The organism is Mesorhizobium sp. M0894, from assembly GCF_040319725.1.
In the GTDB taxonomy this organism is placed as follows: domain Bacteria; phylum Pseudomonadota; class Alphaproteobacteria; order Rhizobiales; family Rhizobiaceae; genus Mesorhizobium.
The window spans coordinates 1-25,061 of record NZ_JAMYOG010000003.1 but is presented as its reverse complement, the minus strand read 5'-3'; the positions used below and the strand labels follow the sequence as shown (position 1 = coordinate 25,061).

Here is a 25,061-nt window from a genome sequence, read left to right as displayed (position 1 = left end):
CGCCAATATACTTTGTCTGAATGATGAGAATGGACTTGACGGACAGCTGGCCAGTCGTGGCAGGCGCTCGCGATCTGCACCCGCCATGGCCGAATAGACGGACAGCGCGGCTAGCCAATGCGGCCAAAGTGCTAGCACTCATCGGCCTCAATTCCGACGCGCGGGTCGTTCGGCAGGAGGATGAGAAAGTCCGTCCGCTGGCGTGGCAGGCCAGTTCGATCCCGCGCCTGTTTCACGAAGGCCGGATCGTAGTCGAGGTGCGTCCCAGGACCGCTCCCGCCGAAGCGGTGCCTCGAACTGCACTGCGTCTTCAGGTGTGGAAGCCGGCGAGGTCTCATGCTCTCCTAGGGCGGCAAGCCGTTTGAGAAGCCTGAGAAAGTCATCGACGAAGGTGAAGATGACGGGGATCGCGACGAGGCTAAAGACGGTGGAAGTCATCAGGCCGCCGATGACAACAATTGCCATGGGTTGACGGAAACTGGAGTCGCCGCCGCTGAGACTGAGGGCTACCGGAAGCATGCCGCCGCCCATCGCGATCGTCGTCATCACGATCGGGCGAGCGCGCTTATGGCAGGCGTCGACAAGAGCGTCGAAGCGCGAGAGGCCGGCGCGGCGTGAGATGATCGCGTATTCGACCAGAAGGATCGAATTCTTCGTCACCACACCCATCAGCATGAGCAACCCGATCACCACTGGCATGGAAAAGCTCGTGCCGGTCAGCACCAACGGCAGCAGGGCGCCGCCGAGAGAAAGTGGCAGCGCCATAAGGATCGTCACCGGTTGAAGGAAGTCGTGGAAGAGGAGGACCAGCACGGCATAGATGCAGAATATTCCGATCCCCATAGCGATGGCGAAACTGCCAAAGAGCTCGGAGCTGCGCTCTAATTCTCCTTGCTCGACGAGCCGGACGCCTTCCGGGAGGTTGCGAAGGGCAGGCAATGCCTGTGCCTCGCGATAGACGTCGCCGAGGATGCGCCCGTTCAACTCGAGCGATAGCGTGACATTTCGCGAGCGGTCGACGCGGCTGATTTCCGACGGGCTGCCGCCGATGCTGATCTCGGCGACCGAGCCAACATCGACGCTGCCCCTGGCGCCGGCAACGCGAAGATTGGCAATGTCATCAAACGTCGTCCGGTTGCTGGGGTCAAATCGGACACGGATAGGAAGCTGGCGCTGTGGCAGGTTGAGCTTCGCGAGCGAAGAGGAATAGTCGCCGTTTGTTGCCACGCGAACCGCCTCGGAAATCGCTTCCGCCGTCACGCCGAGAGCGGCCGCGCTGTCGAGGTTCGTGACGATCTGGATTTCCGGCGCCTGCAGGGAGGCACTGGAGGTGACCGCGCCGACTCTCCTGAGGGTGCGCAGTTGCTCTTCGAGCGCGCCGGCTGCCTGGCCGAGCGCATCGGAATCGTCGCTCGCCAACGTGATCTCCAATGTCGTGCCGTTGCCGCCCGTCCCCACAGCGATCCTGGTGCCGGGAAGGACGGAAAGTGCCTGCCGGATATCATTCTCGATCTCGGTCTGCGTGCGGGTGCGATCGCCGATCTTCTTGAGATCGACCACGAGGGAAGCGGCCCCCGTATCGGCGGTCGTCGAGGAATCGATCAAGTCATTCGAAGAGACGCTTCCCACGGAGGAGAACACATGCGTCACGTCCGGCAGTCGGGAAACGATCTTGGCGGCTCGCCGCGTGATCGCCTCCGTCTGCCCAATGGTGCTGCCAGGTTGCAGCGTCAAGGTGACTTGCGTCTGCGCATCATCCGAAGCGGGCAGAAAGCCGGAACTGAGGAACGGGATCGTCGACATGGAAAGGCCGAGAAACAGCATGACGCCAAGGACCGTTAGTTTGCGGCGCTGCAGGCAGATTCTGACGACGGCCATGTAGGCGCGCATGATCCAGCCGTCCTTTGCCTCGACGGGATGCGCTTTCATCATGTAGGCGGCCATCATCGGCGTCAGCAGGCGCGCGACGACCAGTGAGGCGAGGACCGCCACGGCTGCCGTCACCCCGAACTGACGGAAGATCAGGCCGGGAATGCCGCTCATGAAGGCAGTCGGCAGGAAGACGGCGACGAGCGTGAAGGTCGTGGCGATGACGGCAAGGCCAATCTCGTCGGCGGCCTCAAGCGCGGCCTCCTTCGGGTGTTTGCCCATTTGCAGATGGCGCGCGATGTTCTCGATTTCGACAATCGCATCATCGATCAGGATGCCGACCACGAGAGAGAGCGCGAGCAGCGTCACCGTGTTGAGGCTGAAATCCGCCAGATACATCACAAGAAAGGTCGGAATGACCGATAGTGGCAGCGCAACCGCCGAAAGGACAGTCGCCCTCCAGTCGCGCAGGAAGAGCCAGACCACGACGATCGCGAGGATGGCGCCCTCGTAGAGCATGTGCATGGAGCCGTCATAGTTTTCAATGATCGGCCCGGTCGTGCTGTAGGCCTCGACGATCTCAACATCGGGCTTGGCGGCGGCGAAGTTCTGCATGCCAGTCCGGATGGCTGCCGCGACGCCCGTATCCGAAAAGCCGTTCGAGCGTTTGACCTGCACTGCGATCACCGGCTCGCCATCGAGATAGGCGATGGACCCCCGGTCAGCGAAGCTGTCCGTAACGGTGCTGATCTCGTCGAGACGCACCAGGGCGCCACTTGGGAGCGGGATTGCGAGCGCCCTTAATGCCTCAATCGAAGAAACCGCGCCGAGCGTGCGGATCACCTGCTTGCTGCCGCCGATTTCCGCCCGGCCGCCAGAAGCGTCCGACTGCATGGATTTGAGCCGCGCGGAAACGGTTGCGGCGCTGAGGCCGAGCGAACTCATGAGTTGGGGATTGAGATCGATCTGCACCTCACGATTGATGCCGCCAATGCGGCTGACCTGGCCGACGCCGGGCACGGCAAGTAAGGCCTTTGTCATGTCGTTGTCGACGAACCAGGAGAGTTCCGTCTCATTGAGGCGGACGGAGCGCACGGCATAAGTAAGGATCGGTGAGCCTTGCACCGTCGTTTTCGTCACGCTTGGTGTCTGCATCTGGGCAGGCAGGTCGCCGCTCATACTGTCGACGGCATTGCGCACCTCGTTCAGCGCTGCCTCGCCGTCCTTCTCCAGCTGAAATGAGACATTGATGCTGACCGCGCCGTCCGTAATCGTGGTAGTGACATGCTCTAGGAGGCTCAGAGAGGCGAGCTTGTCCTCGATCTTGCGCGCGACTTCGGTTTCGAGTTGGGCCGGTGCGGCACCTTCGAACGCGGCGTTGATCTGGACAGTCGGCAGCACCATGTCGGCGAAATTCTGTACCGCTAAGCGATCGAAGGCGAGCAGGCCGCTAACGGTGAGCAGGATGAATAGCAGGATTGCGGGAACCGGATTGCGGATCGACCAGGCGGAAAAGTTCATCGTGCGTCCTCCTCTACCCGGACAAGAGCCCTGTCCGAAAGGAAGGCGCCGCCCGCCGTCACCACGTCGGCCCAGGGATCAAGGCCCGAGAGGATCTCCACTTCGCTGCCATTGCGGCGGCCGGTTTCAACTCGGACGCGTGACGCACGCCCGTCTGTACCCACGGTGAAGACGTAAGCGATGCCATCACGCATCACGAGGCCCGTCTCGGGCACGGTGAGGGCCTGCGTGGTCGCAAGCTCAATCTGGCCGCTGACGTAGAGGCCGATGGGTGGGTGCGCGTCCGCCGGCAGCGCCACATAGGCGAGCACCCTTCCGGTATCGGTGCTGACCGTCGGCCCCACGAGCCGCACGGTCCCTTTGACGCGCCGCCGCTCCGGGCTGATGATCGTGGCGGTCAGGCCTTCTTTGATGCGAGGCAAATAACGTGCAGACACTTCCGCCTGCCACTCGACGCGCTGCTGGCGCACGAGACGGAATAGCTCCGTGCCGGAGGAGACGACAGCGCCGAGTTGGACCGAACGGGCGGTGATCAGCCCGTCGTCCGGGGCCATAATGGTCGTCTGAGCAAGCTTGATCCTCTGGCTTTCCAGCGAGGCTTCGGCGGATTCGACACTCGCGATCGCAGTCTGCTCGGCGATCAGGTATTCAGTGATCTTCTCCTCAGAAAGCGCACCGCTTCCCTGCACCTTGCGTGCTCGGTCCGCACTAGCCCTGGCTTTTGCGAGGTCCGCCTTGGCACTTGCCAGGACAGCCTCTTCCTTGCGCAGTTCCGCCCGCACCGTTTCGTCGGCCAGCCGAACCAGGGGCTGATCCTTTGAGACAACCGACCCGACATCGGCAAGGACATCGGTCACACGCAGGCCGCCGATTTCCGCGGCGATGACCGCCTCGTGCCAGGGCTTCAGCCAGCCGCTGGCGGGTATCGTTTCAGGCCACTGGCGTTCCGCGGGCTTTGCCACTGCGACGGTAAGCGCTGCCGCCTCGTTCTGTTGCGCGAGCGCGGGCTCTACGGCGAAAACAAGGATCCCGCTCAGGGTAGCGGCGAGGAGAAGAGGTGAAGATCGCATCAGAGCAGGTTTTCTTTCGATGTTTGCGGCAGGTCCTTGGATGAGGAGGCGCTCGCATCCCAGCCGCCGCCCAGCGCCTTGTAGAGGGCGATCCAATAGCGCACGGAGTCACGACGGATTTCGATGAGCGAGACCTCCGCCGACTGCGCCGAACGCCGGGCTTCCTCGCGGTCGAGCAGGCTTGCGCCACCGGCCTTCCAGTTCGAATCCACGGCTTTGAAGTAGGCGCGATAGTTGCGCGCCGCGACACTGGCGTCGCCGATCTGCCGTCGCGTACTGTCGATCCGCGCGAGTGCGGTCTCGACTTCGGCGACCGCGTCCAGCACACCTGATTTGTAGGCGGCCACCGCCACCTTATATGCGGCTGCCGCGCTGCCCACTGCCGCCCGGCGCGAACCACCGTCAAAGAGCGGGATCGAGATGGCCGGGCCGAAGGACCAGGGCAGAGAGGTTCCGATCAGCGATGAACTGTCGATCGTGACCGAGCCGCTGAGGCTGAGACTCGGATAGAGATCGGCTTTTGCCGCGCCGATCTCGGCGAGCGATGCAGCGACCTCGAGCTCAAGGGCGTCGATGTCGGGGCGCTGCCGCAAGGCGTCGGCAGGCACGGCGGATAGCTTGAGGGTCCTCGGCGTGGGTAACCCGTGCTTGCCCATCGCCAGAATATCGCGGACGTGAGGCTCGTCACCGCCGATAAGGCGGGCGAGAGATTTGACGAGAACCTCGCACTCGGCACGCTGGGCGGTCCGTGTCGAGGCCGAGGTAGCAGCACTCGCCCGCCCTAGCGCGAGGTCGGCGCTCGACGTAAGGCCGGAGGTTGCGGCCATTTCCATTGCCCGGATCGTCTCGCGCTGCGAGGCGAGTTCGGTGGTATAAACTTGCTCCAGCTGCCGGCAGGCACGGTACTGCATATAGTAGTCCGCCACCTCCGCCGCGAGTGAGACGCGCGCATCGTGCCAATCGGCGGTGCGCTCGTGTACCCGCAGCCGCGCAGCCTCGCTCCTCTGCCGAGTCTTGCCGAACAGATCGATTTCCCAAGAAGCGTCGAGGCTGCCGCTCACCGTCGTAGCGGCAGCAACTTGGTTGGCTTTGTTGCCGCCGGTGCCGGAGCGGGCGAGCGATCCCGAGCCGCCAAACCCCGGAAAAAGGCTCGCCTGCGTAGATGTCAGCGTGGCGCGCCCCCTCTCGATCTCTGCAGCGGCCGACTCGAGACTGGGGCTTTCCGCCTGCGCAGATGCAATGAGGGCCGTCAGCGATGGATCGGAAAACGTGGACCACCAGGACACGAGATCGCCGGCCCGGCCGCCATGCGGAAAGGTCGCGTGCCAGGCATTCGCGATCTTCAAATCAGGTTCCTGAACGCTGGCCACGGTCGTGCAGCCTGACACGATCAGGCACGCTCCAAGACCGCCCATACCGACAATCCTGCGATAGGCCGCCTTCATCGCGGCCTTCGATTGGCAGGCATTACGGCCCGGCGCGAAACAGCCAGCAAGAAAGGCCATCATGATGATGGCCACTAGTCGATGCATGTCTACCGCCTTGTTCCGGGGCCGCCACCCGGCGGAAACATCTAAGTCTCCACCGGCAGCACCGCACATTTCGCGAATGTTCTTCGCAATCGCGCCTGGGGCATTAGTCCGGTTTTGTCATTGCCGTGGGTTTTGTATTGTTAAGAGTTGCTAAGGCGCAGCGGCTGAGCGGCCCGCCGGAAGCACCGGTGCGCGTCATTCGTGGGCCGTAGATGCAGCGGCTGTCGGGCCCGGAGGCGGCCTGTGGGGGGCGCAGCAACAAAACTAAACACAATTGTTGCTGACAGCCATCATGTACAGCGTGTTATTCCGGAAGGGAAAGGGCAACGAAAATGGCCAAACCTATGGATAGCCTCGGATACAATGTCCTAACTCAAGCTTCAGCCCGAATCCTCGTCGTCGAGGATGACCGGGATATAGCCACCATGCTGATCGAGTTGATGAAGGATGCTGGTTATGCTGCCGAGACGGTCGGATCGGCGATGGAGATGGACCGCGTCTTAAAAAAGAGAGAGTTCAACCTTATTGTGCTGGACGGAATGCTGCCGGGAGAGGATGGTTTTAGCATTTGCAGAAGGATCAGGGCATCCGATACGACGCCCATCCTTATGCTCACCGCTCTGACGAAAGAGGTGGACAGGGTCGTTGGGCTTGAAATGGGTGCCGACGACTATGTCACAAAACCGTTCAGCTCCAGGGAGCTGTTGGCGAGAATAAAGGCGCTGTTGCGCCGTTCGTCTTATTCAAGCCAAGTCAGGCCAAGCCAAGATCCGATGACGTTCGCGGGCTGGCGCATCGACCCTGTCACACGCGAATTAACTGACGTTGACGGTGTGCATGTGCCGCTTACGACGGCGGAATTCGATGTGCTGCTTGTGTTCTGCGAGAATCCTCGCCAGGTGATGAACCGGCACGACATACTTGCGCGTACCCACGCTGGCGCTGCCGGACCTGTCGAGCGCAGCATTGATGTGCATGTGAGCCGTATCCGGCAAAAGATAGAGCCGAACTATAAGGAGCCCACTTTCATCAAGACAGTGCGGCTGGGAGGCTACATCTTCACTCCGGAGGTCTCGGTAGCCATATGATCGGTCGGTTCAGACGGGCGCCCATTCGGCTCCAGTTCGTCGTGCTCGCCGCGATCCCTATTCCGGCAGTGCTCCTTAGCGTTGTCGCGCTCTTGCCGGAGCCGTACATCTTCCAGGCCAAGCAAGTGGTGGCGGTCAGAAGCACGCAGATCGAATTGATCGTAGAGCAACTCAGAAACAGCGCGGACGATGCCGACGCCGAGAAGCTGCTGCGCGCGAGCGCTCCCACCGGTCTGGAGATGAGCGTTTTACCGTGGCCTGATCTTAACGTCGCAAGCAGCCACCAAGGGAATATGCAATTCATCGCCGATGATCTCCGCGACGTGCTGCCCTCTGACTTTGAGGCCACGGTTGTTCCGCAGGATGCTGAACACAATGCCCTGGCGGTGCGTGTCGACGCCAAGCGCGGCCTCCTGGTCCGGTTCTCTGACGCCGATACCTATCCAGCCGTGTTCGGCACGATTGTCGAACTCATTGCCAAGATTCTGATGTTGATCCTGCCGATGCTTCTGCTGGTCCTCTATATCGGCGGCGTGATCACGTCGCCTCTCGTCCGCTTCGCCGAGGCTGCAAAGAGCCTGCGCCTCGACGGCAACGAGGAGCAGTTGTTCACTGTCGCAGGCGCCAAGGAGCTTCGCACCCTCGCAACGGCACTTAACGACATGCGGCGCGGAATTCGCAAGATGGTTGATGACCGCACGCGGATGCTGACCGCAGTGAGCCACGACCTGAGAACACCACTGACGCGGCTAAGAATGCGCGTGGAGCGATCAAAGGAGATCCCGTCCAAACAAGCGATGCTTGACGATATCGCTACATTGACAGCGATGATCGAGGAAAGCCTCCAGTATCTGAGCAGCACGGCCCGCGACGAGCCGCTTCGAAAAGTTGATATTGCGGCCCTGATAAAGACAATCGTTGCCGGGTTCTCCGATGTTGGACACACAGTGATTTACGTCGGCCCCGAGAGATTCGGATATTCATGCAAGCAGAAAGGGCTGACGCGGGCAGTCACCAACATCGTGGAAAATGCCGTCAGATTCGGCAAGATCGTGCATGTCCAATTGTCCAATTTCCCGCCAAGCAAAGTGTCCATTGTTGTGCAAGACGATGGCCCCGGCCTTGCAGAAGGTCTCCACGAGAAGGCTCTAGAGCCTTTTTTCAAGGCAGATGAGGCCAGATCCTCGAATACCAACAGCGGTTTTGGTCTGGGTCTTTCGATCGCGGATGAGATCGCAAAGAGCCATGGTGGCTCGCTGTTGCTCGAGAACATATCGCCGCATGGGCTACGGGCAACTATATCGTTGCCGCCGGAGCAGGTTGTTCCGCTCAAAAACAGCAAGACTGACGAGATGCAACGACAGGCTTCAACGCGGCAGGCGCTCGCCAAGGGCAGGCAGTCGACCACGTAGCAGGACGCAGGATGCGTGACGTTTGACAGCCGCGTTCAAAGTCTTATCGCGGTGAGGGCGGCGTCTCCTGCGTCCGCAAGGGCTCGTCCTTGCCATGACACCGGTGCGACCGCGCCGCCGCATCCTGAAGCAGTTTCTTCATCTCTCTCAAAGAGACCCGGTCCGCACGCATCATCTGTCTTATGAGTGGGTCTTTCAGGATGTCTGCCCGCTTTAGATCGTCATGGGCCATAAACGGTCTCCGTCTTTGTCGCATTCGAACGTAGCCGCGGCCGAGATCCTGGCGATGTCAAAAGCGGGACAAAACCAAGGCGGTCGGTGAAGTTTTGTTGCCGGCCACCGTGGCGGGTTCGCTCCGGTCAAAAGTTCCATCGGCAACCGAAATGGCCACGGCGATCGGTGAGCTTGCCTCATGCCGAGGCCGGCGCGCTCGGTCACTGCGCAACTGTCGGGCTGCTCCCTCGCCAGCCAAACCTGCCCAGCGCCTGTCCGGGCCCGACCCGATCGAAATTGCTTCATTGGGCATATTTCCGCGCGCTAACGGACGCGATTGCATAGGAGGCCTTCTCCCGAACGACCAAACATCGTGAACTGGCTGCGGGAGAAGGGTATTTCATGATGAAATGTAAAATCGTAACATACGTTGCAAATGTGCCATCAGTTCCACGCGGATTATAAGTACAATTCGTGCCGAAATAGGTGATATTTACGCAACATGAGTGCATATACTTAGTAATTGTCGTCACACGATCGCAAAATACCATTGATCAATTCGACCCCATCGATAATCCCTTGCGGAGAGGCGGCGCGTCACGCTGCTTCGTGGACGGGGATCGAGGCTAAGATCTTGGCCAGCCCCTTTTAACTTCACTGGAGGTCAGAAAATGAACATCAAGAGCCTGCTTCTCGGCTCAGCTGCGGCCCTGGTCGCAGTTTCCGGTGCTCGCGCCGCCGACGCCGTCGTCGTTGCCGAGCCGGAACCTGCTCAATACGTCAAGATTTGCGACGTCTACGGCGCTGGCTATTTCTACATCCCCGGCACCGAAATCTGCCTGCGCATCGGCGGCTACATCCGCTACGACGTCGGCGTCGGTGACCGGGAGGGCGCGCAGAACGTTCCGGATCATCTCAAAACCGGTAAAACAAACGACACCTACTACAAGCAGGCCCGCTTCACGCTGAGGACCTACACCGGTCAGGAAACCGAGATGGGCACCTTGAAGACCTACACCGAGACCCGGTTCAACTTCGGCAACAGCAGCGGCGATTATGCTGACCCGGATGGTGCTGGCCCGTTGGTTGGCGGCGCTGGCTGGCAGGCAGGTAACAAGGACGTATCGCTGAACTTCGCCTGGATGCAGCTCGGTGGTCTTCGCGTCGGTAAGGACGAATCAGCCTTCGATACGTTCATCGGCTACGCCGGCAACGTCATCGACGACACGATCGTCCCATACGGCTCGTTCGACACCAACGTCATCCAGTACTACTTCGACGCTGGCAACGGCTTTTCGGCCGTGGTCTCGCTCGAAGAGGGCGCTGGCGCCGACACGATCGACAGCTATGTCCCGCATGTCGTTGGCGGCGTGAAGTACACGCAGGGCTGGGGCGCGGTCACTGGCGTCATCGCCTATGACAGCAACTATGAAGAAGTGGCGGGCAAAGTTCGCTTGGACGTGAACGCCACCGACGAACTGTCGCTGTTTGTTATCGGCGGCTACGGTTCGGACTCGAATGCTGCTCACAACTTCTACAAGCTATGGGATGGCGAGTGGGCAGTCTGGGGTGGTGGCACCTACAAGTTCAACGAGAAGACTTCGTTCAACCTCCAGGCCTCGTATGACGAAGGCAAGACCCTCGGTGTCGCTGCCAACGTTGCCTACGACCTCGTCCCCGGCCTCACCGCCACGGCAGAAGTCGATTACTACAACAAGGGTGCCAGCGTGTATCACGCCAAGACCGATGGTGTCGGCGGTATCCTTCGCATGCAGCGCTCGTTCTAGATTTCGTCTGGTCTGGCTTGGTCCGCGGCGGGCGCCGCGGACCGTTTTCTTTCCGGCTTTTCGCATGACCGTCGGACTGCATTAGCTTTCCGGCGCTGCGCGGTAGTAGAGAAAAGGCAGATCGCGGTAGCGCTCGACCAGGGGCCCGGCCCTCTCGTTCAATCGCCGCAAAGCAACGGCATCTGAGGCGCTCTAGGTCAGAGAGGCAATGGTGGAAACGCTCGATCAAAATCGAAAAGAATGGAAATATCCGAAAATATTTCTAAATCTATTCAAACAAATTATTGCTTTAAAAAGCAATTGAGACCGTTATTTTAAAAAGGTTTCCACCTAAATCGCAATAGAGGTCCGATTATGAGCTCTCGTAAGCTGATCATCCTGACTAAAGCCTTGATGGGGTCCGATGATGATCAGCGCGCATATTTGTATCGCGACAAGGTGATGAAGGTTCCGGGTGTTATCAGCGCGGACAGTTTCCGTTGCGCGGATCATCCCGGAGGCCCAAGCCCGTATCGCTGGGGTTGCATGGTGACCTATGATCACGAGACTACGGACGTCAGGCAGGTAATAGAAGGTGCGGTGGCAAGCTCGGGAAACGAAAGCGAGCTCGGCGGCGCAACGCGCGAACCGGACTCTGTTACCTACTTCGAGCCCGTAACCGAATTCAGGCGCAAGACGGAGTTTCTTCGTGACAATGTATCCAGGGGCACAGGGCCGTCTGAACAAACAAATGCCGATTTGGCGCGAGTGAATGCGGGGCGAGAGTCTGAACCCTATTTGACGCGATGGCGACTCGCCGATGTTGCCACGATGCGTCTTGAAGACTGGGCAGGCGCGGTTGTCGGGCCAACATACCTCGAGGAAAATCTGCAGATTCCGAGATCGACGTTGCACCGCTGGCAGAAACGCAACCAGGTTATCGCATTGCGCAAGGGCCTCGGCCGGCACGTGTTCCCGCTGGCCCAGTTCGTTGACGGCAGACCCGTTGCCGGAATACCTGAAGTGTTCGCGCTGGCAAAGCAGCCAAGGCTTGCGTGGTCATGGCTCGTTCGCCCTTCACCTTACCTCGAGGGCAGTATTCCCATCGATTTGCTGAGACGAGACCTAGTCGACGAAGTCGTGATAGCTGCCAAACGTTCGTTTTAGCTGATCATTCGTCGAACGCGAAAGTTGAAGCTTGGAATCCCCCGCGCAGCGAGTGATGTCAGGCGAAAGTCGTAGGCCGAAGCGGCCATAGCAAGCACGCTCCCAGCATAGCAGATCATTTCGAGCAAGGTTTGGCTCCGGCCCTCATCGGCCGGATGGTCGTCCGGCGACCGTCCGTGATGAATCGTCTGGACCGAAAACAACTCTTAACAACACAAAATCCAATGCAACGACGAATCTGGACTAATGCCGCCATCCGAACGTGCGAGCGCGCCTCGGATGAACACATTCTGAAGTGTCTGACTTGGGTCGGCGCAACGGAAGCATCTCAACATCGCGGCAACTGGCGCATTCTGGGCAAATCTCATGCTAATTCTTGTCGTCATGGTCACGCTAGTGGCCGCGAGCACCGTGTACGTCTACCGCTTCCGGGGTGAAGTTCGCTACGAAAGCCTGTCTGAATACATCCGCAAGGGATGGCCAATTTTTTCGCCGTTGAATTGTGCCTTGTACATGACAACGCTGCCGCACGGATCAAGGGCTGTTCTCGACCCGGCCGATTTTCCTGAACTCGAGGTGCTGCGTCAAAACTGGCACACCATTCGCCAGGAAGGCCTTGAACTGCTGCGCCAGAACTACTTCGACGCCACCAAACGACCGGGCACGGCGGGAACCTATGACGTCGGCTTCCGCACGTTCTTCAAGTACGGCTGGAGCCGCTTCTACATTAAGTGGTACGGATATGAGCACCATTCAGCAAAACGCCTTTGCCCCAAGACGGTCCAGATCCTCCAGAGCGTGCCAAGCGTCCATGGAGCGATGTTTGCCTATCTTCCCAAGGGCGCGCAACTGACACGGCATGCCGATCCGATCGCCGTGTCACTGCGCTACCACCTCGGTCTTGTCACCCCGAACTCCGACGCCTGCTTTATCAATGTCGATGGCCGCAAGTTGAGTTGGCGCGACGGCGAGGCCATCATGTTCGATGAGACCTACCTGCACTTCGTGCGCAACGATACCGACTGCGATCGGCTCATCCTCATGTGCGATGTCAAAAGGCCCTTGAACCCGGTGGGTGCAGTGTTCAATTTCTTCTACGAAGGCCTGACACGAGCCACGGTGGTGCCTAATACCCCGGAAGACCATCGTGGCTTCGCTAACAGGGTCTTTGCGGGGCTCGCGCCGTTCCTAGCAGGCACCAGGGCGCTGAAGTCGACGAACCGCCCCTTGTACCTCGTCATCAAATGGTCGGTGAATACCTCGCTGTTGCTGTTGGTGTTGGGGCTGATTGCCGGTGTAGCACAGTTGCTGAGCCAACTCGTCTAAAGCACAGTTTTTAGTTGGCTCCTGATGTGCGTGATCTGAGCGAAGGCCGCGCGATTGTTACCCCGCCATAGCAACCCAGACGGGTCGAGCCGCAACATGTCTTAACATCACTAAACCCAAAGCAATGTCGTAGTCCGAGATAGTGCGTGCGCTGGAGGTACGACTGTGTCGGGCTTCCCTTTTGCCGTCTTTGAATACCTCCACCATCCCCAGGAGACGATTCGCATGCCAGCCACAAAGTCTCGCTCAACCCGCTCGCGGGATGCTCTTGTCGCCACGAGCCTCTCAGCAGTGGCTTTTTTGCCGTTCCAAGCAGGCGCAGCTGAACCGTTCGAGAATGAAGCGGCTGCAACAGTGCCCTCTGCGGATGCTGTCGACGAGAGACGGTACGGCCCCATACGCCAGAAGCTTGCCGACTGGAACGTGATGCTTGCCGCCGGAGCTATGTACGCGCCAAAATACGAAGGATCCGATGAGTTCGAACTCGTCCCGCTACCGATGATCTCCGCAACCATTGGTCGTCTTACCATTGATCCGGGCGGCCTGAGCATCGATGTGCTAGAATCCAACGGTTTCAAGGTCTCGGTGAAGGGCGGCTATGACATAGGCGGAGGGCGAAAGGAAAAGGACTCCAAGCACCTGAAAGGCCTCGGTGACATTGACGGCGGCGGCGTCGTCGGAGCGCAGATCTCATACGAAATGGGGCCGATGGAAATTTATACATCTGTCGACAGGACGTTCGGGGGCAGTGACGGCCTGATTGGTCAAATCGGCGCAAACGTTTCCCATCACTACAACGCATTTATTCTCTCTGCGGGCGCGTCGGCGACCTTCGCAGACAAAAATCACATGCAAAGCTACTTTGGGGTGACTGCTCTGCAGTCGGCAAGATCGGGGTTGCGGCAGTACGATGCAGGTGCAGGGCTTAAGCGCTTCGATATCGAAGCTTCGGTAACGTACATGGCATCTCAAAACTGGTTTGTGCGCGGGCAGGCAGGGGTTGGCTTCCTCACGGGCGACGCGAAGGACAGTCCGATTGTTCGGAAAACAGTGCAGCCTTCAGGGATGCTCATGGCGGGCTATAGGTTCTAGGACTTCCGTACTAACTCCCGCGCTACCCCTTCGACACTTTCCGGCCAGCACCGGCCCTTAACTCTGCTGCCTGATCGGCGTTTTCCGCCTTAGGCTTACGGATAACAAATATTGCCTGTCGGTATGCGGAGCTCCGCAATGTTGGATCCTACTACTCTATTTCGAACCTGGATGTCGGATACCTTCCGGACGGCCTTGCTCGTGCCTTCCGGGAGAGCTCTGGCAGTGGCAATGACTCGCGAAATAAGTTCTGCGCAGTCTCCGGTGGTTGAGCTTAGGCCCGGAACCGGTGTCTTCACCCGACAGCTTATCATACGCGGCGTGCCTCAGCAGCGCATTGCGCTCGTCGAAAACGCTGCGTCCCTTGCCCGCGTGCTACGTCGGCAGTTCCCCGCTGCCGCGTTGCTGGATATCGACGCAACGGAGTTGCGGCGATGCAATCCCTTTGACGGGGAGAAAATAGGCACGGTGATCAGCAGCCTCCCGCTTTTTACTATGCCGGCTTGGCGTGTGTTCGCCATTCTGTACGGCGCTTTTCACATTCTTCGGCCGGGAGGAGCCGTCTATCAGTTCACTTACGGCTGGCGGTGCCCAGTACCTGACACCGTTCTCGACCGGATCGGGCTTGAGGCGACGTTTATGGAATGGGTCTTCGCAAACGCGCCGCCTGCGCAGGTTTACCGGATCGCCAGAAGATCGGACGCGATCGGGAGTGAACGATGAGCTTGTCGTCAGCCATCCACCGCCGACCCAGCCCACATCAAACTGCGGACGTCAGCGGCTGGCCGCTCTGAAGACAACCTGATCCTGCAGCAGCTCAGGCGCACCGTCGACGCGATGGTGGCCTTCCCCGTTGGGCAGGGTTGCCAGGCCGTTTAACCATGGATCGAGGGAACCCAGATGATCCAAGTTGTGCGGTCCCCCAGGAAAGGAGGATACGACTACGTGGTCATCGGCTCTGGTTCGGCCGGTAGTGTGGTGGCCAGCCGGTTGGCAGAGGATTCTGCCCGAACGGTCCTTCTCATTGAGGCGGGCGGGTCCGACCAGTCGATCGATGGAAGCATGCCTGCGGCCATAGGTCTTCCGTTGATAAGCGATCGGTATAACTGGAAATATTTCGGTATGCCCGAGATGAGGAGGGGCCAGGACGTCGGCGTCTATCAACCCTGCGGCAAGGTGTTGGGAGGCTCTTCGTCTATCGGTCGCATGAACTGGACGCGCGGCAACAGGAAAGACTACGACAGTTGGGCAAGCTATGGCGTTCAGGGTTGGAGTTACGATGAGGTTCTGCCGTTCTTCAAAATGTCTGAGACTTTCGAGGGTGGCGACAACCGGTTCAGGGGAGGCCAAGGCCCGATTCAGGTTGAGCGTTCCAAAGCCGACAATCCTCTGTTCCAGGCCTTTCTTGCCGCGGGCGTGGAGGCAGGTCACGGCGTGAATCACGACCACAACGCGGCTTATCTAAGCGGCGTCCATCGCATCCAACACAACATCGGCAACGGGCGCCGAATGAGTGCGTCCTTCGCCTATCTCCACAATCGGCCGGTCCGGCCAAATCTGGATGTCTTGCTCAACGCGCGCGTAGTTCGCGTCATTTTCCAAGGCCATCGTTGTGTTGCGGTCGAGGTAGTTAAAAACCGCACCCGCATCACGATCCCGGTCCATCAGGAGGCCATTTGCTGCGCAGGAGCATTAGTCTCGCCGCAATTGCTCATGCTGTCGGGTGTCGGACATGCGGACCATTTGCGACAGCTAGACATACCGGTCGTCTCTCACTTGCCGGCAGTTGGTCAGGGATTAAGCGATCACATCTGTTTCTGTGTTGAATATGAAGTCAAGGATTCCCGCGAGTCGGCCGCTCAAACCCTGCCCTTTGGTGGAGGACTTACGCCGGGTCTGGAATGGCTACTATCCCGGCGCGGCCCGGGGACCTCAGGTCTTTTCGAGGTAGGAGCCATGCTATCGTCCGACCAGACGGTGAGCCGGCCCGATGTGCAGATAGAATGTCTTGCGGCGCGATCGAGCTTCGGCGCCGGCGAAATCAGCATTGCCCCAGGGTTTCAGTGCTTTGTCAGCCTTCAGCGGCCTACAAGCACGGGTCTTGTTTGGCTGAGTAGCGCCGATCCTTTTGCTCCCCCGGCCTTTCGGTTCAACTACCTACGAACAGAGCATGACAGGAAGCTGGCGGTTGTCGCGCTCAGGCAGCTGCGCGACTTGATGAACCAGCCCAGCATGGTGACCAAGCTCAAGGGCGAGGTCGGGGAACAGGTCGCCTGTCGCACCGATAAGACGTTGCTGTCCTGGGCAAAACGGGTCGCGAAATCCAGCTATCATCCTTCGTGCACGTTGCGTATGGGGAGGGGAGAGGGGAGTGTTGTGGACTCGTCCGGAAAAGTGCACGGGTTCGACAATCTGAGGGTGGTGGACGCATCGATCTTCCCCACGATCCCTACGGCGAATCTTAACGCGCCCACGATCATGTTGGCGGAGAAGATCTCTGCCGATCTGATCCGGGTGTTGGCGTAAGCGTCGTCGGGAACGGCCTGTGGGGAAAGGGCGCGCTTTCCAGTCAACCAAACGAACAAGAGCCAAACCGGCAGCGCCGAAACGTCCGCCATCAGCACCAGCTCAGTCGGTGCTAAGGTCGGCCGGGGAAGCATCCGCATAGCTTCCGCCGACCGCAAGATGCGGTACCAGCCCGGCATTGGCACATTGTGCGACGATCTTCGCCGAGCCCGTTCCTTCAAAAAGTCAAACCATTGACGGCCGCGGCCTTCGACTCGGCGGCGCGGCCTCTTAAGCGCAGAGCGTTTGCCGGCGAGGATTGCAGGGCGAAACAACTCTTAACAATACAAAACCCACGGCAACGACAAATCGGGATTAATGCCGCCAGACGCGATTGCGAACAGCGGTCGCGGGTATGCCGACCGCCGGTGGAGACCTTGATGGTTCCTTCCGGCGATGGCCCGGGACAAGGCGGTAGACATGCATCGACTGGTGGCCATCGTCCTGCTGGCCTTCCTTGCGGGCTGTTTGGCGCCGGACCGCATTGTTTACGGGCCAAAGGCTGCGACGGTAGCCAGCATCCGAGGGTTCAGCGACATTCGTATTTATGCAGATTCGGCCCGGAAACTGCGCGACGCGCAAACCTGGTTGCCCATCCCGAGACACAAGGAAATCAACTACCTCGTCCTGTCGAGCGGCGGTGGCGCAGGCGCATTCAGCGTCGGCGCGCTCGAGGCTTGGTCGGACAATGGACAGCGGCCGGAATTCGAGATGGTCAGCGGTGTCAGCACGGGCGCGCTAATTGCGCCCTACGCCTTCCTAGGCTCGGCCTACGACCAGCCCCTCGTGGATCTCTATACAAGCGGTGTCGCCAAGGAGTTGGTCGATGCGGATTTCCTACCGAAAGGCCTCTTCGGAGCAAGTCTCCTGAAACAGGAGCCGCTTCGCAAAATGGTCGTGCGCTATTTGACGCGAGACATACTGAAAAAAATCGCGGCTGAGCACCGCAAGGGGCGACGACTGCTTGTTTTGACCTCCAACCTCGATTCCCAAAGAGCGGTGATCTGGAACATGGGCGCAATCGCCAGCAGCGGGCGGCCCGGTTCGCTGAAACTCTTCCAGGACATACTCATCGCCTCGGCAAGTATCCCCGGCATTTATCCGGCCGTGCTCATCCGCGCCGAAGCTGGAGGGGAGGCGTTTGAAGAAATGCACTCCGACGGCGGTTCGGCGACCCAGATCCTGACGATCCCGGAGGGGTGGATAGCCAATTCGGACAAAAGCGTCCTGCCTAAGAACCTCAAGTTCAACATGTACATCATCATCAACAATGCGCTCATGCCAGAATTTACCACGACAACGAACAATACGTTTTCTGTCATGGCCAGGGCGAATTCCACCCTTGTCAAGTCACAGACCCGCAGTGCGCTGCTGGCCACTTACGTCTACGCCCAAAAGAACGGCATTCGATTTCGCGTGGCTTCGATCGACAAGCAGCTCCCCTACAGCATGACCGATCCGTTCAACACGGACTACATGCGCGCCGTCTACAACCTGGGATACACAAAAATGGCTCGTGGCAGCCTGTGGCAAGACAGGCCCGTGTTCACCGACAAGGTTGCTGCCGATCAGCCAGCGAAACAGATGCAGCAGCCACCCGCCTGCCTCCCTCCATTCCCCAAGCCCCAACAGGAGAACGAAGTGCCAAATTTCCATACAAACCAGGCTGCCGGTCGGCTGCAGCATAGATCGATCGGCGCCGCGCTTCTGCCGTCGCTGCTTGTATCGGCAGTTGCCGGCTGCACCTCGGTGCCACTCCAGCCGGACAACTCGCTGGCCTCCTATGACGGTCTCACCAAGGTCGACGGGCGAATAAGAAAGGCAGAGTACAAGGCTGTCCCCGAGGATCTCAACGTAAGCAAAACAGTGTACATTGAGCCTACGCTGGTTTCGCCAACCGCAGCGCAATCCTCCATAAAGCCCGCCGATCAGGCCTTGGTGGCAACCGTAGTCAGCCGCGCGCTTTGCGTTGGCGTCAGCGATCGTTTCGTGGTCACGGACGACAGAGAAAATGCCGATCTGGTCGTCCACGCGACGGTCACCCGCATTGTGCCAACGAACGCCACAGTCGCCGGCCTGTCGACCGCGGCGTCGATTGGCGCTTCGTTCGCGTCCTCCTCCGTCCCTATCCCGAGGATTCCGCTGGGACTGGGCGGGCTTGCCGTCGAGGCCGAGGCGACCACGAAGGATGGAAAACAGGCGGCTGCGATGGTGTGGTCGAAGGGCGCGAATTTCGTGACAACAGGCGCGCGGATGTCACAGATTGGCGACGCCTACTCTCTGGCGGAGAGTTTCGGAAGCGACTTTTCCAAGATGCTTGTCACGGGCAAAACACCATTCAAGTTTGGCTTCCCGAAGCTTCCGTCTTATCAGAAGCTGAAATCCGGGCTCGGCGGCAAACCCAAATATCAGGCTTGCGAAAGGTTCGGTCGGTCGCCAGGCCTGAAGGATTTCGCAGGCGGGCAACTCGGTTTGCCGCCGTCCTGGACGGACAAGCCAGCTCGCCCGCAGAGCTAGAGTAGAATTTGTATCGACCAACTCCATCGCCGGGCATCCGGATTTATGGACTGCGTCGTCCGCATGCGGACCCGCGGTAAGTCGGTCGGCCTGCACTCCCCTGCCCCCCGACAGGCCGACCGACACTTTGATGAATGCAAATCAAACCAAACCAGTCCTGCCATGAACCGAGCCTGACCGTGCCGCCGATCTTTCAGCCGAGCGGAGTAGCTTTAGCCGAACTCGCCAAAGAGGCGGGAGTGCTGCTGCCCGTAGCTGCCAATCCAGACATGCTTCTGCAGAGCGGGGCGAGCCTTGAGACGGCACGGTCGTGGCATATCGCGTACATTGATCATGCACGCTACACGAACGCCTTGCGCACCACCAAGGCCGGCGCTTGCTTTGTCACGGAGCGCTTCGCCCATCTGGTGCCGCCTGGCACGGTTCCCATCACCGTCCGGGATCCCCGCCTTGTTTATGCCAAGGTGCTTGCCCGGCTACACCCCGAGGCATTGCGAGCCGCGCCGCTTTTGGGCAGCCCTGATGTCACCGAGGGATGTTTTGTGCATCCATTGGCGCAGATCGGCGCCGGCGTCGTGCTCGATCCTGGTGTTGTCATCGGAGATCGGGTGTTCATCGGAGCCGGCACCACAATAGGCGCCCATGTGGTGCTGGGTCCGGACGTGGTAATCGGCTGGGACTGCTCTATCGGCCCTAGCGTCTCAATAGCCCATTGCAGCTTAGGTGATCGGTCGATCGTGTATGCGGGCGCGCGTATAGGCCAGGATGGTTTCGGCTTTGCGATGAGCGGCTCAGGACATGTAAAAGTCCCGCAACTCGGTCGAGTCACGATCGGAAACGACGTCGAGATCGGAGCCAACAGCACGGTCGATCGCGGTAGCTCGGGCAATACTGTCATTGGAGACGGGACAAAGATCGATAATCTCGTCCAGATTGCGCACAACGTACGGATCGGGCGTCATTGCGTCATCACTGCCCAGGTCGGGATCGCGGGCTCGACCGTGCTGGAGGATTACGTTGCGGTGGGTGGCCATAGTGCGATCGCTGGCCATCTGCGCATCGGTCAGGGCGCTCAACTTGCGGCGGCTTCGCGGTTCATGAGAGACGTACCGGCAGGCGAACGCTGGGGCGGAATGCCCGCCAGACCTCTGCGAGAATGGTTCCGCGAGCAGGCGACCCTTAGGAAACTAGCGAAGTATCGCACTGGTGCTTGACTCTGTAGCTGTCCCATTCTCACCCGACTGTTCAAGGCTGTTTGAGCTCAGATAGAACCCAGTGTTCCGGGCGGTGCTGGCCGGGCGCGCGATTCGATGTACGGTTCCATAAATGATGCTCTGCGACCCTTGACGGTCGGCTTCGCGCCAAATGCGGATCCTCCCGGTCGCGATTCGGCTATGGTGTTCATGTTCTCTAATGCGCAAGGGCGGCACTGGCAGCTTTTTGAACCCGAAGCAGACCTTCAACAGGTCAGCTTTCGGGCCAACCGGCCAGAAATTCGTTGGCGGCTAGCTTGAACTCTGAGCGAATTCCTGGCCTTTCCTGAAACACGACGGAAACCACCTGCAGAGACAGGTCGTGAAAAGGCTGTAGAAACAGAGACCGGCTCGGCGACCAAGCCCGACTGTTCAGAGACCGCCCAGCCTAGCCTACGGATACGTCGAGCGAATTTCGAGCCACCCGGTGCGAGCCGTATTTGTTGTGACTGAGTGGTGATCCCGACAGGAATCGAACCTGTGACCTACAGATTAGGAATTTGTCAGATCGCCTTTCCTGGTGTTTCCCAATGCCGCTCGCTGTACGATTGCGCTGGTTCTAACATGTTAAAGTTGTTGCTGTTTTCGTACTGAGCGGCTATCATGGGGTAGACAAACCAACAGATCGAGCCAGATCGAACACGACGCAATTGCCGTACTAATCCCGTACTAATTTCATGACAGACCTTCGCCTCTCCCTCACCGACCGCGCCATCGAACGTCTCCAGCCGGCGTCTTCGGGCCAATATTTTGCTCGTGACACCGATCTGCCGGGCTTCATGGTGCTTGTGGGCAAACGGCAAAAGACATTCGTTGTCCAGGGTGAGCGAAGGAAGGCGGGCAAGCGGCTTTCCGTCCGAATGAAGGTTGCTGAGGTTGGTGAACTCACGACGCGCGCGGCGCGGAAGAAGGCGAAGGATATTCTTGGCAAGATCGCCAACGGCGTTGACCCTCGCGCGTCGACACGCAAGCCGGACGGCAATGTTGCAGCGGTTGATTTGCCATCGATTGCGAACCCCACGCTGCGCATTGCCTGGGAACGCTATCGCGACGGGCATATGAAGAACAAAGGCCGAAGCGGTGGGACGATCAACAACTATCGTGATCACGTCGAGCGGCTGTTGGCTGATTGGCTTGACGAGCCGCTTTCCAAGCTCGGCAACGATCCTTCCATCGTGACCGTGCGGCATGAGAAACTCACCAAGGAGAACGGCGCCTATATCGCCAACGGGTGCATGCGAACGCTGTGCGCCGTCTACAATCATGCTCGCAGGGCCGCCCGCACGCTGCCAGCGGACAATCCGGTCTCAGCCATAGATTGGAATGCCGAACATCGGCGCAATACCGCGCTGGGGCTTTCGGACCTCGAGGACTGGTTCACCCAACTCACGGCATTGAAGAACCCAATTCGGCGGGAGTTGCATCTGTTCATGTTACTCTCAGGCCATCGCCCTGAGGCGATCAGGAAGGCGAGGGTCGAGCATGTCGATTTTCGCGCACGTGTCCTGCACATACCCAGGCCGAAGGGCGGCGAGGTCAAGGCATTCGACATACCGCTTTCGCGAGCCATGATCCGCTGCCTGGTTCGAGTGATGCGCATTGGCCGGGCTCTCTATGGCGAACAATCGCGTGAATGGCTGTTCCCAGCCGAGAGCAAAAGCGGTCACATTATCGAGCATAAGGAAAAACGCAGCGATCTGTCGAAATGGGGGAATGACCTGCGGCAGACGTTCCGCACCATCGCCCAGGCCGCGGGCGTTGCGGAGCTGGACGTCCACCTTCTGATGAACCACTCGATCCCGGGTGTTAATGCAGGTTACATCACGCGCAACAAACTGCTGAGCGACCACCTGCGCCAGCAGCAGGAGGTCATCTCACGTCGGATGCTCGAAGCGGGGCAATCGCGACAGAAAGAAACGAAGCGCCGTAGATTCGCGTGGCCCGCACTTCCAAGCAGGCGCCTGCTTTCTGAACTGATGAGCGGGAAGGGTTAGGCGGCTTGCTGCCAATAATTCGCAAACGAGTTCGGGGGTTCGAGTCGGGAGAGGGATACCGTCAATACAGTGCGGCCACCGAATTCGTTTGCTGACGGGGCTTCTTAATCAGCGCAAATAAGTCCGACTCCGACCTCCGCAACCAGTTCCAGCATAAATCACTAATAGTCGCGATCTGATCAAAGCCCCGCCGGAAAAAACGGCAAGGCCTTTTCCACGGCAGGTTTGGCGAAGCGCGGAAGGGCACTCTGCCGCCCAGAGTAACCGGCCTGCACGGTGAAGACGAGAAGGACGCTCTTCCAAGCGCGGAGTTCGAATCCTCCCTCTCCGCCATAAGACATTGTTTTACATTGATAAAAATACAAGAATAGGTTGCGCGCCCGCCATAAAGCCCGCCTACCGAAAACGGCGTATTCGCGGCACGTCAGCTTACGACACAAATATGCGGGTTGATGCTTCAACCTGGTAGATGGCAGAGATCAACTTCGGCCTCGCTAAGCGAAGTCGTGGGATTCATGCGACAGCGGAATCAGGATACGCGACTAGCACCCCGTGCCGGGTCAACCTCGCCGTCGGGAAGTACCGACCGGTGCGGAACCAAGCGGATTCACGCTTGTCGGCAGCGGACGCCGGCGGTTGGCGGTCTGCACTCGAGCAGGCTCCCAATTAGCGAGACAAGCGTCCAGAGCGGAGGCCAATCTTGGCACGCGACTTCGCCAGCCTGAACGACCGCTCTCCTCGGCTTAGTCAAGCATACCTACGGAATGATGCGCCTGGCCGGTGACAAATGAATCTCTGCTGGACCGCCGATGATATGGGGAGGCGCTCGCAAATCGCGCCCTACGCGCGGGTTGATCGGTTGAACAACATCAAAGCTTGAATATGAGAAATGCGCTAACTGTGACGGCGGTGGTCACCGTGGCTCGAGTGTCAGCAGATGTGGTAAGGTTGAGTGTCGGCGAGTAGCAGAGGTCCAGCAACAATGACTTTGAGGCGAACCAGAGCTTACGGCGCATCCGGCTTGGCTCTAGCGGTTTGCACTGTGTTTGCTTGGCAGAACGCCACTGCTGCTCACAATTGCCACGCAGCCGCGACGCCTGGCGTTAATTGGCACGAGTGTGACAAGAAGCTTCTCATCCTAGAAGGACAGGACCTGAGCGGGGCGAACCTGTTCGGTGTTGATTTCACTTCGACCGACCTCAGGAACAGCAATCTCCTTGCGGCAAATCTTGAGAAGGCAACGCTTGTGCGTGCTTCCCTGGCCGACTCGACCGCCAAAGGCGCCCGGTTCGACAGAATCGAGGCCTACAGGACCGACTTCAGCCGTATGGACGCGCAGGGCGCTGTGTTTGCGAGCGCGGAAATGCAGCGCTCGAATTTCCAGGGCGCCAATCTGACCAATGTTGATTTCACAAAGGCAGAATTGGGGCGTGCGCAGTTCCATGACGCCGATATCAGTGGCAGCCGCTTCTCGTTTGCCAATCTCGCACGGGCGGACTTCCGAGGAGCGAGGTTCACCGCGCCGATAGACTTTGACCGCGCCTTTTTCTTTCTGACCCGTATCGAGGGTGTCGATCTTTCCAATTCGGCGGGTCTGTCCCAGTGGCAGCTCAACATGGCTTGCGGAGACGCCCGGACCGAGTTGCCTTCTGGCTTGACGAGGCCTGAAGATTGGCCCTGTCAATTCCAGCAGGAATAGTTGTCGGCAAGCGAACTGCGGCAATGCTGCACCCGACAGGATTCGAACCTGTAACTTCTGCCTTCGGAGGGCGCAGATCGTCCGCCAAAGTGGCACGTTTCTGCAGTATTGCTATTGGCGAAATCGCGGCCGAAGGGTGTTTGTGCCCCTTCCGTTCACCGCTACCGGTTCAATCGAACCGGTAGCTCCTGTCCGAATAAGTGGCAGCAATTCTTGTATCCGCGAGAATGACTACCATCGTCGTGATTATCATTCAGAAGCCTGGCACCAACGCGTCGATCATACTCGCCTCGCAGCACTTGACATAGGCCGCGGCATCTTGGGGGCTTAAGCTTTCGTCGGTCAAACGCCTGTCGAATGCATCTAGAGTATCCGTCTTGGTCAAGGAAGGGATGGCGACCATTTCCGGTCGTCCCTGATGAGGGCGTTAGCGAGAACGACGAGCTTTCTCATGATGGCGGTTATGGCGAGTTTTGCAGGTTTTCCGCCGTCTCGGAGGTCTTGGTATTTTGTCTTGAGTGACTGATTGAAACGGACCGCGACGAGGGCTGGCATGTAGAGCGCCTGCCTGACCGACGATCTTCCTCCCCGGATGAAGCACTTGCCCTTCCACTGCCCCGACTGGCGATCGACCGGTGCGAGGCCGGCGAGGCTTGCGACCTGCTTGTTGGCAAGGGTTCCCAACTCCGGCATGTCGGCGATGATGGCGAAGGCTGTGACTTCGCCAAGGCCTGGGATACTAGTGAGGATGTCGAAGCGACGGACAAGATCTGGCTCGCGGGCGACCAGCGTACGACATTCGGCGTCGATCGCATTGATCTGGGTGGTGATTTGCCTGAGCCGCTGCTCGGCCTGGCGCTTCAAAAGCGGGATGGTCAGGTTCTTCTGCCTGGGGACTGTCGGGAATTCTGTGCGCGAGGCCATGATGATGGAAAGGAGAGAATCATCGCATGGCTATTGAGAAGGAACTTCTGGAC

Annotated in this window: 15 protein-coding genes, 1 tRNA gene and 1 pseudogene; 12 read left to right on the top strand and 5 right to left on the bottom strand. The window is 59.2% G+C overall.

Annotated features, from left to right (window positions below; translation table 11 throughout):
• Positions 1-147: 147 nt before the first annotated feature.
• From NKH91_RS06320 to NKH91_RS06310, 3 genes are read right to left on the bottom strand one after another with little or no spacing between them, the layout of a single operon-like run.
• Positions 148-3,390: an efflux RND transporter permease subunit gene (locus tag NKH91_RS06320; protein WP_352884070.1), complete on the bottom strand. Its 3,243-nt coding sequence runs from the start codon at positions 3,388-3,390 to the stop codon at positions 148-150.
• Entirely contained in the window at positions 3,387-4,460 is a 1,074-nt protein-coding gene (locus NKH91_RS06315; RefSeq protein ID WP_352847264.1) for an efflux RND transporter periplasmic adaptor subunit, read from the bottom strand. The genes NKH91_RS06320 and NKH91_RS06315 overlap by 4 nt, the downstream gene beginning before the upstream one ends.
• Positions 4,460-5,980, bottom strand: a complete 1,521-nt coding sequence (locus tag NKH91_RS06310; RefSeq protein WP_352847266.1) for an efflux transporter outer membrane subunit — start codon at positions 5,978-5,980, stop codon at positions 4,460-4,462. The genes NKH91_RS06315 and NKH91_RS06310 overlap by 1 nt, the downstream gene beginning before the upstream one ends.
• Before the next feature lie 344 nt (positions 5,981-6,324).
• On the opposite strand from NKH91_RS06310, the gene NKH91_RS06305 reads away from it, so the two are divergent.
• The 10 genes from NKH91_RS06305 to lpxD all read left to right on the top strand — a co-directional run bounded on the left by NKH91_RS06305 (position 6,325) and on the right by lpxD (position 20,352).
• Positions 6,325-7,080, top strand: coding sequence for a response regulator (locus NKH91_RS06305; RefSeq protein WP_352494212.1), 756 nt, complete (start codon positions 6,325-6,327; stop codon positions 7,078-7,080).
• On the top strand, positions 7,077-8,492 hold the full coding sequence (locus tag NKH91_RS06300) for a sensor histidine kinase (protein WP_352788862.1): 1,416 nt from the start codon (positions 7,077-7,079) through the stop codon (positions 8,490-8,492). Before NKH91_RS06305 ends, NKH91_RS06300 begins: the two co-directional genes overlap by 4 nt.
• Positions 8,493-9,376: 884 nt before the next feature.
• On the top strand, positions 9,377-10,492 hold the full coding sequence (locus NKH91_RS06295; RefSeq protein ID WP_352847269.1) for a porin: 1,116 nt from the start codon (positions 9,377-9,379) through the stop codon (positions 10,490-10,492).
• A 354-nt stretch (positions 10,493-10,846) separates the two neighbouring features.
• Positions 10,847-11,638: an antitoxin Xre/MbcA/ParS-like domain-containing protein gene (locus tag NKH91_RS06290; protein ID WP_352515605.1), complete on the top strand. Its 792-nt coding sequence runs from the start codon at positions 10,847-10,849 to the stop codon at positions 11,636-11,638.
• 366 nt (positions 11,639-12,004) lie between these two features.
• On the top strand, positions 12,005-12,964 hold the full coding sequence (locus tag NKH91_RS06285) for an aspartyl/asparaginyl beta-hydroxylase domain-containing protein (RefSeq protein WP_352847271.1): 960 nt from the start codon (positions 12,005-12,007) through the stop codon (positions 12,962-12,964).
• A 225-nt stretch (positions 12,965-13,189) separates the two neighbouring features.
• A complete protein-coding gene (locus NKH91_RS06280; protein ID WP_352788873.1) occupies positions 13,190-14,056 on the top strand; it encodes a MipA/OmpV family protein in 867 nt (288 codons plus the stop codon).
• 231 nt (positions 14,057-14,287) lie between these two features.
• Complete coding sequence (locus NKH91_RS06275; RefSeq protein WP_352884076.1) at positions 14,288-14,779, top strand: class I SAM-dependent methyltransferase; 492 nt, start codon at positions 14,288-14,290, stop codon at positions 14,777-14,779.
• A gap of 222 nt (positions 14,780-15,001) precedes the next feature.
• A complete protein-coding gene (locus NKH91_RS06270; protein ID WP_352847276.1) occupies positions 15,002-16,582 on the top strand; it encodes a GMC family oxidoreductase in 1,581 nt (526 codons plus the stop codon).
• A 459-nt stretch (positions 16,583-17,041) separates the two neighbouring features.
• Positions 17,042-19,138: a DUF3313 family protein gene (locus tag NKH91_RS06265; protein ID WP_352847279.1), complete on the top strand. Its 2,097-nt coding sequence runs from the start codon at positions 17,042-17,044 to the stop codon at positions 19,136-19,138.
• 134 nt (positions 19,139-19,272) lie between these two features.
• Positions 19,273-20,352 (top strand): UDP-3-O-(3-hydroxymyristoyl)glucosamine N-acyltransferase, encoded by a 1,080-nt coding sequence (gene lpxD / locus NKH91_RS06260; RefSeq protein WP_352847282.1) that lies wholly within the window; start codon positions 19,273-19,275, stop codon positions 20,350-20,352.
• A 493-nt stretch (positions 20,353-20,845) separates the two neighbouring features.
• On the opposite strand, the gene NKH91_RS06255 is transcribed toward lpxD, so the two are convergent.
• Positions 20,846-20,910, bottom strand: a tRNA-Arg gene (locus tag NKH91_RS06255).
• Positions 20,911-21,068: 158 nt separating this feature from the next.
• Here NKH91_RS06255 and NKH91_RS06250 point away from each other — a divergent pair.
• A complete protein-coding gene (locus NKH91_RS06250) occupies positions 21,069-22,385 on the top strand; it encodes a tyrosine-type recombinase/integrase (RefSeq protein ID WP_352884081.1) in 1,317 nt (438 codons plus the stop codon).
• A gap of 982 nt (positions 22,386-23,367) precedes the next feature.
• Positions 23,368-24,084, top strand: coding sequence for a pentapeptide repeat-containing protein (locus tag NKH91_RS06245; protein ID WP_352884084.1), 717 nt, complete (start codon positions 23,368-23,370; stop codon positions 24,082-24,084).
• Between the two features lie 381 nt (positions 24,085-24,465).
• Here NKH91_RS06245 and NKH91_RS06240 read toward each other — a convergent pair.
• Positions 24,466-24,975, bottom strand: a pseudogene (locus NKH91_RS06240) (transposase); the annotation flags it as partial.
• Positions 24,976-25,061: the final 86 nt, after the last annotated feature.

Bases quoted from the DNA above. Each gene is read 5' to 3' on its own strand.
- NKH91_RS06320 (WP_352884070.1), bottom strand. From the start codon at position 3,390: ATGAACTTTTCCGCCTGGTCGATCCGCAATCCGGTTCCCGCAATCCTG.
- NKH91_RS06315 (WP_352847264.1), bottom strand. From the start codon at position 4,460: ATGCGATCTTCACCTCTTCTCCTCGCCGCTACCCTGAGCGGGATCCTT.
- NKH91_RS06305 (WP_352494212.1), top strand. From the start codon at position 6,325: ATGGCCAAACCTATGGATAGCCTCGGATACAATGTCCTAACTCAAGCT.
- NKH91_RS06300 (WP_352788862.1), top strand. From the start codon at position 7,077: ATGATCGGTCGGTTCAGACGGGCGCCCATTCGGCTCCAGTTCGTCGTG.
- NKH91_RS06295 (WP_352847269.1), top strand. From the start codon at position 9,377: ATGAACATCAAGAGCCTGCTTCTCGGCTCAGCTGCGGCCCTGGTCGCA.
- NKH91_RS06290 (WP_352515605.1), top strand. From the start codon at position 10,847: ATGAGCTCTCGTAAGCTGATCATCCTGACTAAAGCCTTGATGGGGTCC.
- NKH91_RS06285 (WP_352847271.1), top strand. From the start codon at position 12,005: ATGCTAATTCTTGTCGTCATGGTCACGCTAGTGGCCGCGAGCACCGTG.
- NKH91_RS06280 (WP_352788873.1), top strand. From the start codon at position 13,190: ATGCCAGCCACAAAGTCTCGCTCAACCCGCTCGCGGGATGCTCTTGTC.
- NKH91_RS06275 (WP_352884076.1), top strand. From the start codon at position 14,288: ATGACTCGCGAAATAAGTTCTGCGCAGTCTCCGGTGGTTGAGCTTAGG.
- NKH91_RS06265 (WP_352847279.1), top strand. From the start codon at position 17,042: ATGCATCGACTGGTGGCCATCGTCCTGCTGGCCTTCCTTGCGGGCTGT.
- lpxD (WP_352847282.1), top strand. From the start codon at position 19,273: ATGCAAATCAAACCAAACCAGTCCTGCCATGAACCGAGCCTGACCGTG.
- NKH91_RS06250 (WP_352884081.1), top strand. From the start codon at position 21,069: ATGACAGACCTTCGCCTCTCCCTCACCGACCGCGCCATCGAACGTCTC.
- NKH91_RS06245 (WP_352884084.1), top strand. From the start codon at position 23,368: ATGACTTTGAGGCGAACCAGAGCTTACGGCGCATCCGGCTTGGCTCTA.